The organism is Streptomyces niphimycinicus, assembly GCF_018883605.1.
GTDB lineage: Bacteria > Actinomycetota > Actinomycetes > Streptomycetales > Streptomycetaceae > Streptomyces > Streptomyces niphimycinicus.
Map to the genome: position 1 here is coordinate 1 of NZ_JAHLEM010000545.1, position 11,912 is coordinate 11,912.

Annotated in this window: 11 protein-coding genes; 6 read left to right on the top strand and 5 right to left on the bottom strand. The window is 69.6% G+C overall.

Annotated elements, in window-relative coordinates; translation table 11 throughout:
• The 3 genes from KN815_RS35650 to KN815_RS35660 form a co-directional block, all read right to left on the bottom strand.
• Positions 1–1,035: beta-ketoacyl synthase N-terminal-like domain-containing protein (locus KN815_RS35650; protein WP_253209440.1), on the bottom strand; the 1,035-nt coding region annotated here is incomplete at its 3' end.
• Positions 1,036–1,291: 256 nt separating this feature from the next.
• Entirely contained in the window at positions 1,292–1,498 is a 207-nt protein-coding gene (locus KN815_RS35655) for a ferredoxin (RefSeq protein ID WP_093467512.1), read from the bottom strand.
• 79 nt (positions 1,499–1,577) lie between these two features.
• Positions 1,578–2,672 carry a cytochrome P450 gene (locus KN815_RS35660; protein WP_216345988.1) on the bottom strand — a complete coding sequence of 365 codons (1,095 nt, stop codon included), beginning with the start codon at positions 2,670–2,672 and terminating at the stop codon, positions 1,578–1,580.
• A 472-nt stretch (positions 2,673–3,144) separates the two neighbouring features.
• Between KN815_RS35660 and KN815_RS35665 the strand changes: the two genes are divergently transcribed.
• The 4 genes from KN815_RS35665 (at position 3,145) to KN815_RS35675 (ending at position 7,221) form a co-directional block, all read left to right on the top strand.
• On the top strand, positions 3,145–4,359 hold the full coding sequence (locus KN815_RS35665; protein WP_216345989.1) for a cytochrome P450: 1,215 nt from the start codon (positions 3,145–3,147) through the stop codon (positions 4,357–4,359).
• A 160-nt stretch (positions 4,360–4,519) separates the two neighbouring features.
• A complete protein-coding gene (locus KN815_RS35670; RefSeq protein WP_216345990.1) occupies positions 4,520–5,128 on the top strand; it encodes a TetR/AcrR family transcriptional regulator in 609 nt (202 codons plus the stop codon).
• Positions 5,129–5,274: 146 nt separating this feature from the next.
• Complete coding sequence (locus tag KN815_RS50970; RefSeq protein ID WP_253209441.1) at positions 5,275–5,736, top strand: hypothetical protein; 462 nt, start codon at positions 5,275–5,277, stop codon at positions 5,734–5,736.
• Positions 5,737–5,799: 63 nt separating this feature from the next.
• On the top strand, positions 5,800–7,221 hold the full coding sequence (locus tag KN815_RS35675; RefSeq protein WP_253209442.1) for a hypothetical protein: 1,422 nt from the start codon (positions 5,800–5,802) through the stop codon (positions 7,219–7,221).
• Between the two features lie 69 nt (positions 7,222–7,290).
• Here KN815_RS35675 and KN815_RS35680 read toward each other — a convergent pair whose 3' ends face one another.
• Positions 7,291–9,144: an ABC transporter ATP-binding protein gene (locus KN815_RS35680; RefSeq protein ID WP_216345991.1), complete on the bottom strand. Its 1,854-nt coding sequence runs from the start codon at positions 9,142–9,144 to the stop codon at positions 7,291–7,293.
• 136 nt (positions 9,145–9,280) lie between these two features.
• Between KN815_RS35680 and KN815_RS35685 the strand changes: the two genes are divergently transcribed.
• Entirely contained in the window at positions 9,281–9,721 is a 441-nt protein-coding gene (locus KN815_RS35685) for a MarR family winged helix-turn-helix transcriptional regulator (RefSeq protein WP_216345992.1), read from the top strand.
• A gap of 225 nt (positions 9,722–9,946) precedes the next feature.
• Here the strand turns inward: KN815_RS35685 and KN815_RS35690 are convergent, their stop codons facing one another.
• Positions 9,947–10,687, bottom strand: a complete 741-nt coding sequence (locus KN815_RS35690) for a L,D-transpeptidase family protein (RefSeq protein ID WP_216345993.1) — start codon at positions 10,685–10,687, stop codon at positions 9,947–9,949.
• Positions 10,688–10,841: 154 nt separating this feature from the next.
• Here KN815_RS35690 and KN815_RS35695 point away from each other — a divergent pair.
• Positions 10,842–11,912, top strand: a 1,071-nt coding sequence (locus KN815_RS35695) for an ABC transporter transmembrane domain-containing protein (protein WP_253209443.1), incomplete at its 3' end; no start/stop codon positions are given.

Below are 11,912 nucleotides of genomic sequence, written 5' to 3' on the forward strand. Positions count from 1 at the left end.
ACCGTGCGCCTCGACCACGTCGATCTGGCTGGGGGTCAGCTCACAGTTCTCCAGCGCCTGCCGGATCACGCGGCGCTGAGACGGACCGTTGGGGGCCGTCAGACCGTTGCTCGCGCCGTCCTGGTTCACGGCGGAGCCGCGTACCACCGCCAGTATCCGGTGGCCGTTGCGCCGCGCGTCGGACAGCCGCTCCACCAGCAGCACACCGATGCCCTCGGACCAGGTGGTGCCGTCGGCGCCGTCGGCGAACGCCTTGCACCGGCCGTCGGGGGCCAGTCCGCGCTGTCGGCTGAAGGTGACGAAGCCCTTGGGGCTCACCATGACGGTCGCACCGCCGACCAGCGCCATGGAGCACTCGCCCTGACGCAGTGCCTGCGCGGCCAGGTGCAGGGCGACCAGCGCCGATGAGCAGGCGGTGTCCACGGTCAGCGCGGGACCTTCGAAGCCGAAGGTGTAGGAGACACGGCCCGAGGCGATGCTGGTGGTGGCGCCGTTGTGGAGGTACGGCTCGATCTCGTCCGGTATCTGCGCGGCCTCGGACGCGTAAGTGGTATGCATGGCGCCGGTGAAGACGCCCGTCTGGCTGCCGCGCAGTGACGCGGGGTCGATGCCCGCCCGTTCGAACACCTCCCATGAGGTCTCCAGCAACAGCCGCTGCTGGGGGTCCATGGCGAGGGCCTCGCGGGGTGAGATTCCGAAAAACGCCGAGTCGAATTGGTCCGCGTCGTGGAGGAAGCCGCCTTCGCGTACGTAACTGGTACCCGGACGCTCCGGGTCCGGATCGTAGATCCCTTCCACGTCCCAGCCGCGGTTGGTGGGGAAGGGCGAGATCGCATCCGCTCCATCGGCGACCAGACGCCACAGTGCCTCGGGGGAATTCACTCCACCCGGAAATCGGCAGGCCATACCGATGATGGCAAGGGGCTCGGTTGCAGAACTGATGAGCTGGCGGTTCTGACGCTTGAGCCGCTCGATTTCCTTGAACGACTTGCGCAGCGCTTCAACAGCTTTGTTCTGGTTGGATGCAGCAGGCATCGGAAACTCCACACTTAACGCGTCGTTCGCTGGAGAGCGCAACGGCCCTGAGATTCTTCAAAACACGCCTTGCCAGACGGACACCGGCCACACTAGCCCCGCACCCGTAAGGGAAACCCTAGAAACCCGCGCAGGCTGGGTTAACGCTCGCGGGCGTGTTCGCGGGATTTGATTTCACCAATGTTTCACCGGCCGTGCATCGCGTGCCACCGCGCGTTCTCCGCCGCTGTTCGCGCTTTGATCCGACCCGCCGCTTTCACGCGCCAGGGTCTTCTTCGATGCGGATCGCACCGGTTGGGCAACGGGATACGACCTCGCGCAGGGTGTCCAGCCGTCCGGCGTCGGGCTGTGCTTCGAGCAGAACGACGGAGCCGTCCTCATCGCTCTGGTCGAACAGGTCAGGCGCGATCAGCGCGCACTGGCCCGCCGCACAGCACACCTCACGGTCGGCGGTGATCCTCATCGGGTCTCAGTCCTACCTTGTCGTTCGGGATGATGAGCCGGCCACTCGCGGAGTGACCGGCTCAGGAATCCGGGCTCGTTCAGTCGTCCCAAGTGACGGGAAGCGACCTGGGGCCGTAGTGCACGAAGTCATCACGCATCGGGATCTCATCGCCCGGCACCGTCAGCCGCAGCGTGGGGAACCTGTCGAACAGGGCCTCGTAGCCGACGCGCAGGATCGTGCGGGCGAGGTGCTGGCCGAGACACTGGTGCACGCCGTGGCCGAGTGCCAGGTGCCCGTGGTCCGTACGGCCGATGTCGAGCTGGTCAGGGTTGTTGTAGCGCTCGGGGTCGCGGTTGACGGCCGGGAGGGCGACGGTGACCACTTCGCCCTTCTTGATGGCCTGGCCGGCGAACTCGACATCTTCGAGCGCCCACCGGCTGGCCCCGAGGTGGGAGATGGTGAGGAAGCGCAGGAGCTCCTCGACGGCACCCGCCATGAGCTCCGGGTCCTCGCGGAGCTTGGCCAGTTGGTCGGGGTGCTCGAGCAGGGTGAAGACGCCCATGGCCAGCATGTTGCCCGTGGTGTCGAAGGCCCCGGTGATCAGCGTGGCGGCCATGCCCATGAGCTCCTGCTCGTTGAGCTGCCCGCCGCGGATCAGGTCACCGAGGAGGTCGTCCCGGGGGTCGTCCATCCTGGCCGGTACGAAGCGGGACAGGAATCCGCTCATCCCGGACACGGCGGCGAGCGCCTCGGGGACGGTGCAGGAGAGGCGTCCGAGCGTCTCCACGTGCCGCTGGAGGGTCTTCCGCTCCGATTCGGGGACGCCGATCATCTCGCACATCACCCGGGAGGGAACGGATTCGGTGAATACCTCGACCAGATCGGCACCCGGCCCGGCCTTTTCCAGATCGTCGAGCTGTTCATGCACGATTCGCTCGATCATGGGGGCGAGCTGACGCGTACGACGGACCGTGAAAAAGCCGGTGACCAGCTTGCGATACTGGCTGTGGATCGGGTCGTCCGTCTTCGCGAAGGCGCCGGGGTCGGCCGGGCGGCCGTCGTACTGCAGTTCCGTGGGAACCGGCGAGATTATCCCTTCCTGGCGCGCGCTGAAGCTCTTATGAGTGAGGAGTTCCTTCGCTTCGGCGTGACGCGTGATGAGCCACCCGGGCGACCCATCAGGGTAACTCATGCGCGTTATCCGCTCCTGCGCGCGCAGGGGGGTGTAGCCGTCCGGAGGATCGAAGGGGCAGCTCCGCTGGGTGGGCATTGACACAGTGGGGTGCGGGGCGTCGACCAAGACTCCTCCATCGATTTCACATCCGTGTATCGAGGTCGTCGGCGGCTACACCGGCTGGCTCGATGTCGATGCTAGCTTCGCCGTCGGCCCGACAGCGCGCCGAAAGGCCCCCGCAGACAACGTCTGCAAATTTCCTTAGACAAAGGCGGAAGCTGTTGACCCCGTCCGGGTCGGCGAACTCACCGCGCCTGCCGCCACGTCTGAGCGTGCGGCCCGACCGCCCTCTACCCCCCTTCCCCGGGTGTGCCCGGTCCAACCCCAACCGACCCGGGTCGAATGTCGGCCATCCCGTCTAAGGCGATTGTCTTAATAAGGCGACCGCCTTACCGTGATCACAGGTCCCCGACACCGGAGGAGTCCCCCCATGACGGAAGTCATCCCCGACTACCCCTTCGAGCAGCCGAACGCGCTGGAGCCCCCGCGGGAATGGGCCGAGACCCGGGCCACCTGCCCGGTGGCCCACGTACGGATGCCCAGTGGCGACGTGGTCGGCCTGCTGACCGGGTACGCCGAGGTCCGTGGGCTGCTGACCGACCCTCGGTTCAGCCGCAATCTCGCCCGCGAGGGCGCCGCCCGCATGTCGACCACCGAGGACGGGGGGACGTTCAGCCGGCCCTCCCTGGGTGACACGGACATCAAGGAGGGCCCAGGGCACCGGAGGTGGCGACGGCTGCTCAGCCGAGCGTTCACGGTCAAGAAGATGGAAGCGTGGCGCCCGCGTATCCAGGAGATGGCGGATGAGTTGGTGGGCGCCATGGTGGCCAGGGAGTCACCCGCGGATCTCCGCGCGGCGGTCGCCCTCCCCCTTCCCGTACGGGTCATCTGCGCACTGCTGGGGGCGCCGAGCGAGGACCAGGACAAGTTCGCGCTCTGGTCGGAGACGCTGCTGACGCTGACGCGTTACACCCAGGCCGAAGTGGACGTGGCGCAGGCGGAGTTCCGTGCCTACGCATCGGATCTCGTCGAGCGCAAGCGGGCACAACCGGGTGATGACCTGCTGAGCGAGCTGACCCAGATCACCGACAGCCAGGACGGCCGGCTCAGCCACGACGAACTGATCGCCACCGTGGTGGGTCTCCTGCTCGCGGGGCACGAGACCACCTCGAACATGATCCTCAAGATGACGGCGATGCTGCTGTCGGAGCGGGAGCGCTACGAAACCCTGCTCGCCGATCCCGGGCTGGTACCGGGAGTGGTGGAGGAGGCCCTGCGGCTGGACGCCCTCGGCGGGGTGGGCATCCCCCGGTTCATCACCGAGGACACGGAGGTCAGCGGGGTACCGGTGGGCGCCGGGAGCACCCTGTTCGTCAATCTGCACGCCGCCAACCGGGACGAGCGCAAGTTCCCCGACCCCGACCGGTTCGATCCGCGCCGGGAGAACAGCGCCCAGCACGTCGCCTTCGGCGCCGGACCGCATTTCTGCGTCGGCCAGACGCTGGCCCGGGTGGAACTCCAGGTGTGCCTGGCCACCTTCGTCAGGCATCTGCCCGAACTGCGGCTGCGGGACGCCCCCAAAGACCTCCGCATGCGCGAGGGGATCTCGGCGGGCGGATTCGAGGACCTGTGGGTCACCTGGTGACGGTCCGCGGCGGCACGGCGGGCGAACGGCGCCGTGCGTACGGCCAGGGCGTGCCGGACCCCGGGGCAAGCCTGACCGGTGCCATTAGCCTGACGGGATGACTCCTCCGGGCCCGGCTGCCCCGCCCTCTCCGCGCTCCGCGCTCGCGCGGGACAAACTGATGCGCACCGCAGAACGGCTCTACGCCGAGCGCGGGTTCGCGAACGTATCGGTCAGGCAGATCAGCGAGGCGGCCGGCCAGCGCAACAACTCAGCGGTGCAGTACCACTTCGAGAGCCGGGACGGGCTCATCGAGACGATTCTCTCGAGCCACACCCGGCTCGTGGAGAAACACCGCATCGTGATGGTGGAGGCGCTGCGCGAGCGGGAGACCGTGTCCCTGGAGGAACACTACGGCTGCCTGATCCTGCCGAATGTCGAGAACCACATCGAAGCGGGCACTCCCACATGGTGTGCCCGCTTCCTCGCGCAGGCCCTCGTCGAGCCCGCGCTGCGCGACTACGTCCTCCAGGACCACCTGGACACTCCGTCGCTCCGCCTGCTGGACGAGATAGGTGCCATCCGCCGCGATGGCATCCGCCCCGAACTCCGCGCCCGGCACGGCACCATGGTGCGCCAGCTCTCCGTGCACGCCTTCGCCGAGCTCGAGTACGACCTGGCGAACGGCCGCATCGACCCCGCCGAGGCGGAGGAATCCTGGCGGGCGCTCGGCCAGGATCTGATCAAGGCGCTGTGCGGACTCACCAACGGCCTGCTCGGCCCCCTGTGACCGCGGGGCTTCCCCACGCGCGTGGAGACGGGGTGACGACACGGGGGTGACGGCCTCGTCACGCCCGTGCTGCCACCCTTCGTGCGGGAGTGTCAGCGGGACGCCACGTTCCTGTCGGCACCGACATGCGTGGGAGGTTCCGTCCGATGCCACCGCCGAAGGCTCTCGCGCAGCGGCCCCGGGTGTCGAAGACGGTGCCCGTCCCCACCCAGGACCGGCCGGAAGCACCCGGCCCCGCCCGACCCCAGTTCCCTCCGTCCAACGCCGCGGCGACGGCGGCCCTGTCCGGCGGACGCGGCCCGGCGGCGCTGCCGCCCTCCTCCGTCCGGTTGCCGCCCGCCGGGCAGGACATGGTCGGCAATGGCGCGGTCGCGGCGGCTCGCCGTACCGAGCCCGGCCCTCGGCAGCCGCCCACGGCCGAACCGGCACCACCGGTGGACACGGCGGAGGCGGCGCCCGCGACCTCGACCGCCGCGCCGGAGACGAAGGCGCGGCCCGGCCCGGGCGCGGATCCGAAGTTCGCCACGCTGAAGAAGGACGTACGGCTCAAGAAGCGCTCGGTGGCGAGCTCGCACCCGCCCCCGAGGACGGAGGCCGGGGCCGCGTAGGACGCCGCCCGGCCGCCCAAGGACGACGAAGAGGCACAGGGCAAGACCGCCAACGCCGAGAAGATGGACGAGGCCGAGCCGAAGGACTTCGACAAGGACGCGTTCATCAGGGCGGTTGAGAAGGCCATCGCCGAGAAGGCGCCGAAGAACCTCGACGAGGCCGACAAGTTCGCCGACTCCGGCAAGGCCGATGAGGTACGCGCGGAGGTGCACGGCAAGGTCGGCGAGGGCAAGTCGGCTTCGGCCGAGCAGATCGCCACGACGACCGCCGCCCCGCCGGACACCTCGGCGGCCGTGCCCAAGAAGGTCGTACCGCTGGCCTCGGACCGGCCCCCAGGGGCGCCGGGCACGCCGAATCCGGCCAACGCCGTACCGGACAGGCTGCCGCCGTCGGCCACCGATATGTCCGCGGGCCCCGCCCAGCTCAAGCAGCGGATGGTGGGCGCGCAGGTCACCGAGGGGCAGTTGCGGAAGTCCAACGAGCCCACGTTCGAGAAGGCGCTGGACGAGAAGAAGGACGTCGAGGCGATCCTCGACGGCCTCGACAAGCTGGTCGACGACCAGTTCGGCAGGGGTGAGAAGGCGGCGCGGGACGCGTTCACCGCCGAGCACCAGCGGAAGATGGACGCGTACAAGGACCGCCGGTACTCGGGTGTGACGGGCAAACTGCGCTGGGTCCGCGACAAGTTCGCCGGGCTGCCCGCCGAAGCCGACAAGATCTTCGAGGAGGCCCGCGACACCTACGTCCGCCGCATGCGGCAGGTGATCTCGGACGTCGCCGACACCACCGGCGCCGAGCTGAACCGGGCCAAGCGCCGCATCGCGCGGGGCCGGGCCGAGTTGCAGACCGCGGTGCGCGAACTCCCGGCCGATCTGCGGTCCATCGGGCAGCAAGCGGCGGCCGAGTTCAGCGACAAGTTCGACGAGCTCACGCAGTCCGTGGACGACAAGGGCACGCAACTCGTCGACACGCTGGCCACCAAGTACACCGACGCGCTCAAGTCCGTCGACGACGAGATCGCCGCGGAGAGGGAGAAGAACAAGGGCCTGGTGGCCAAGGCCGTGGACGCGGTCAAGCTGCTGCTGTCGGTCCTCGCCAAGGCCGCGTCGGCGGTCATGCTGATCCTCAAGGACCCGATCGGCTTCCTGCGCAATCTGGTCTCGGCGGTCGGCGCCGGTCTGCGGCAGTTCCTGCGGAACATCGGCCGCCATCTCCAGCAGGGCATCCTGTCCTGGCTGCTCGGCAAGACGGCCGAGGCGGGCATCGAACTGCCCGCGAAGTTCGACACCCAGGGCGTCCTGAAGATGCTCGCCTCCCTGCTCGGGCTGACCTGGCAGTCGGTCCGCGCCCGGATCGTCCGCAAGGTCCCGAAGATGGAAGCCGCTCCAGCGCCCCCGGCGCGCCGGATCGTCTCCCGCCCGGCGAGCGACGTCCCGGCCCAGGACACGGACACATCGGCTCCGGCGGGCACCGTGCCCGCGTAACGGGCGCGGTGCGCGGACCAGCGGACCGGCGGACTGGCGGCCCGGGCCGACTGGACGGACTGAGCATGACTAGACGGCGGGGACCACCGGCGCCAGATGGGTGTCGCGCCGCACCAGTGCGGCGTAGCGCCCGTCCCTGGCCAGCAGCTCCTCGTGGGTGCCCCGCTCGGCGACCCGGCCGCCGTCCAGGACGACGATCTGGTCGGCGTCGCGCACGGTGGAGAGCCGGTGGGCGATGGTGATCGTGGTGCGACCGGCCGAGAGTGCGTCGATGGCCTGCTGAACGGCCTGCTCGGTGCGGGTGTCCAGGGCGCTGGTGGCCTCGTCGAGGATGAGGACGGGCGGGTCGCGCAGAATTGTGCGGGCTATGGCCAGACGCTGCTTCTCCCCACCGGAGAAGCGATAGCCGCGCTCCCCCACGAGGGTGTCGTAGCCGTCCGGGAGGGAGGCGATGTGGTCGTGGATCTGGGCGGCCTCGGCCGCCGCCACGATCTCCTCATCGGTCGCGTCGGGCTTGGCGAAGCGCAAGTTCTCGGCAACGGAGGCGTGGAAGAGATAGGTCTCCTGGGAGACGACGCCGATGGCCCTGGCGAGGGTGTCGAAGTCGAGGTCGCGGACGTCCACCCCGTCGAGCAGCACCCGGCCGCCGGTCACGTCGTAGAGCCGGGGCACCAGATAGCTGAGGGTCGTCTTGCCGGAACCGGTCGGCCCGACCACGGCCAGGCTGCCGCCCGCGGGAACGGTCAGCTCGATGCCGCGCAGGGTGCCCTTTGATGCGCCGCCCTTTGACAGGGTGCTCTTCGATGCATCGGGGGGCGTGCCGTCGTAGTCGAAGTCGACGCCGTTGAAGCGGACTTCGCCGCGCACCTTCTCCAGCCGCACCGGATCGGCGGGCTCGGTGATGTCGATCGGCAGGTCGAGGTATTCGAAGATGCGGGCGAAGAGAGCGAGGGAGGTCTGCACCTGCACACCGGTGGACAGCAGGCTCACGGTGGGCCGGAGCAGCCCCTGCTGGAGCGAGACGAAGGCGACGAGCGTGCCGATGGAGACGGCCGGGCCACCGGCCTGGAGGGCGATTCCCGCGGCCCAGTAGATCAGCGCGGGCATGGCGGCCATGACGATGCCGATGGTGGACATCCGCCAGCGGCCGGCCATGTTGGAGCGCACTTCCAGGCCCACGAGGCGCTCGGATTCCTCGGCGAACTGCCGGGTGAGCGACTCGGACTGGCCCATGCTGCGGCCGAGCAGGATTCCGCTCACCGACAGCGACTCGGTGACCATCGCGGACATGGTCGCCATCTGCTTCTGCCGCTGCGAGGTGATCTTCTTGCGCTCGGCGCCGACCCGGCGGCTGATCCAGACGAACACCGGCAGCAGAAGCAGCGAGACGACGGTCAGCCGCCAGTCGAGCGCGAGCATCGCGACGACGGTGGCGACCACACTGGTGAGGTTGGAGACCAGCGAGGTCGCGGTGGAGGTGACGGTGGCCTGCATACCGCCGATGTCATTGGCGATACGGGACTGCACCTCGCCGGTGCGGGTGCGGGTGAAGAAGGCGAGCGGCATGCGCTGAAGCCGGTCGTAGACGGCGGTGCGCAGATCGTGCATGACGCGCTGGCCGACGGTGGTGGAGATCAGGGTCTGGAGAACGCCGAAGACGCTGTTGACAACAGCCGCGGCGATCATGCCGAGGGCGAGCAGGGTGAGCAGCCCGGTGCGGCGGTCGGGGATGGCGGTGTCGAGGATCTCCCGGAGCAGGAACGGGGTGGCGACCGAGACCAGCGCGGAGGCGGCGACCAGCAGGCCGACCACGGTGAGGCGGCCACGGTAGGGACGGAAGAGCCGGAGGATGCGCCGCACTTGGGCGGGGCGCTCGGGCTCCTGGGTGGACGGGGTCCATGACGGTGGTGTGTCGGGACGCATGGGCTCCTTCTGGAGTCAGGGAGGCCACCGCGAGTGACGGCATGGTCGAGCCGTGATCGCGGCGGCGCGGACTTTTGAGAGCATAGCTCATTGTTACCTATACTCACAATGAATCGCGTCCTGATAAACTGCGATCATGCCCACCCCCGAGACATCCGGCCTCCTCGCGGAGCAGTTGCTGCGCCTGACCCGCAGGCTGCATCGCGCCCAGAAGCGCCATATGGAGCCGCTGGGCATCACCCCCGCCCAGTCCCGCCTGCTGCGCACCGTCTCCCACAGCGACCAGCCGCCGCGGATGGCGGACCTGGCGCAGCGCCTCGAGGTGGTCCCGCGCGCCGTGACCACGCTGGTGGACGCCCTGGAGGCGCATGGCTCGGTGCGCCGCGTACCGGATCCGTCCAGCCGCCGGGTGGTGCGCATCGAGCTCACCGACACCGGGCGGGCGACGCTGCGCGCGCTGCGCGAGGCGCGCCGAGCCGCCGCGGAGGACATCCTGGCACCGCTCAGCGATCAGCAGCGCGACGCGCTGGGCGATCTGCTGGACACCCTCTCCGGCACCCCGGGCCACCGCTGCTGAGGTCGCGGTGACAGGCATCCGGGCGCGGTGAATGAGCGGCTGCCGTGATGAAAGGGCTGCTGGAGGCGGGGGAAGTACGGTGCGGCGCCGTACCACAGCGCTACCGACTTCCCCTGCGCCCATACGGCCTTCAAGCCGTACTCCCCGACGAGCCGGGCCATGGCGCCGAGGATCGCGGGCGGTGTGAGCCGCGTGAAGGACGCCGGGACACGGCCGGTGCCGCGCTCAGGCGGCCAGATGCGCCTTGTCCCCCATGACCACCACCGGGTGCAGCTTGGGGTCGAGGTTCTTCAGCAGATACTCCATACCGGACTTGGAGAGGCTGACACAGGCCGAGGTGCCGCTGCCGTGATCCATGTGCAGCCAGATGCTGCCGCCCTTGCTCTGCCCCTCGGGCCGGGTCTGGTCGAGCGGCGAGGCGCCCTTGACCCGGTTGTAGTCAATGGCGATGACGTAGTTGAAGTCCGTCCAGTGGGACTTGGGCCAGTAGTGGGGCGCAGCGAAGGAGCCGGAGGCGGTGTACGGCAGCCGGGCGCCGGGGTCGGGCAGCACCCCGCCCGCGTCGCTGAGCGTGTAGACGCCGACCGGGCTGCGCTTGTCGCCCTGGTGATGGCTCGTCGTCCAGCCGCGCTTGCCGTTGTGCGCAGTCCAACTGTGGGTCCGCTCCCATGCCTTGCCCTGCTTGGTGTAGAGGACCACGGTGGCGTCCGCGGAGTTCACCCCTTTGCCGTAGACCGCCACGACCTGACGGGACTGGTCCGGGATCTGGGACTGGAGCCTGTCCCCCACATCCGGGATGCGCGTGGGATCCGGCGTGGGCGCCCCGCCGCGCAGCGCTTGCTTGCCCGAGTTTCCGCCCTTGTCACCGCCGCTGTCCCCGCCGCCGTTGCCGCAGGCAGTGAGAAGGACAAGGGCCGCGGCGGCCGCGGCCGCCGCGCGCATGGACATCGTGCCGGAGATTCGCATGTCCCCATGGTCCCACCTGCGTAGGACAGCGCCGTATGCGGGATTGGCGTGTTCCGGCCGCTCCCGGAAAAACCAGTTGAATTCCGCACCGCGGGAACGTCAACCTTTCACGTCTCCTACCAGCCCTCCTCAGCCCGCCCGACCTTGGGACGTCATGCACATTCGCGATCTTCCGTATCCCGACCCCGGCCGACCCGACGCACGGTCAGGTCCGCGGTTTCTCTTCTGGCTGGGCAGGAATCAGTTGGGCGGGCAGGTCAAGGCGGCGCTGTGGGGTCTGGTGCACATGGCCGCGCTGGTGTCCTTCCCCATTGCCATCGGCTTCGGTGTGCAGGCGGTCGTGGACCGCTCCGGCTCCCGGCTGGCGATGGCCGGAGCGCTGATGGTGGGGCTCACCGCGCTCACCGCGCTGGGGGACGCCATGCTGCACCGCGCGGCGGTCACCAACTGGATCACGGCGGCCGCACGGGTGCAGCAGCTTCTGGCCCGCAAGGCGGTGGAGCTGGGATCCACCCTCACCCGGAAGGTGGCGGCCGGTGAGGTCGTCGCCGTCTCCACGGGCGATGTCGAGAAGATCGGCTGGTTTGTGGAGGCCCTGTCCCGCTTCACAGCGGCCGCGATCACCACCGTCGCGGTCTGCGTGGCCCTGATTTTCTACCAGCCCGCACTGGGAGTGGTGGTGGCGGTCGGGGTGCCCGCACTGGCGCTGGCCGTGCTGCCGCTGCTGCCGCGCGCGGCGCGCCGGGCGGATGAACAGCGGGAGAAGGCGGGCCGGGCGACCGAGCTGGCCTCGGACACCGTGGCCGGACTGCGGGTGCTGCGGGGCATCGGCGGGGAGGAGCTGTTCCTGGGCCGCTACCGGCATGCCTCGCAGGAGGTGCGGATCGCGGCGGTGCGCAGCGCGCGGATGTGGGCGCTGATCGCGGCCGTGCAGGTCGCGCTGCCGGGACTGCTGCTGATCGGTGTCGTCTGGTACGGGGCGTCGCTGGCCCGCGACGGACGGATCGAGGTGGGCGAGCTGGTCACCGTCTACAGCGCGGTGACCTTTCTGCTCTTCCCGCTGCGGCACTTCGAGGAGATCGCCATGGCGTACTCCTTCTCCCGGCCCTCGGCGCGGCGCGCGGCCCGGGTGCTGGCGCTGCGGCGCTCCTCCCCGGACAGCGAGGCCGCGGCCACCGTGGACGGCGGCGAGCGCGGGGAGGTGCGGGAGGCCACCGCGCCCCAC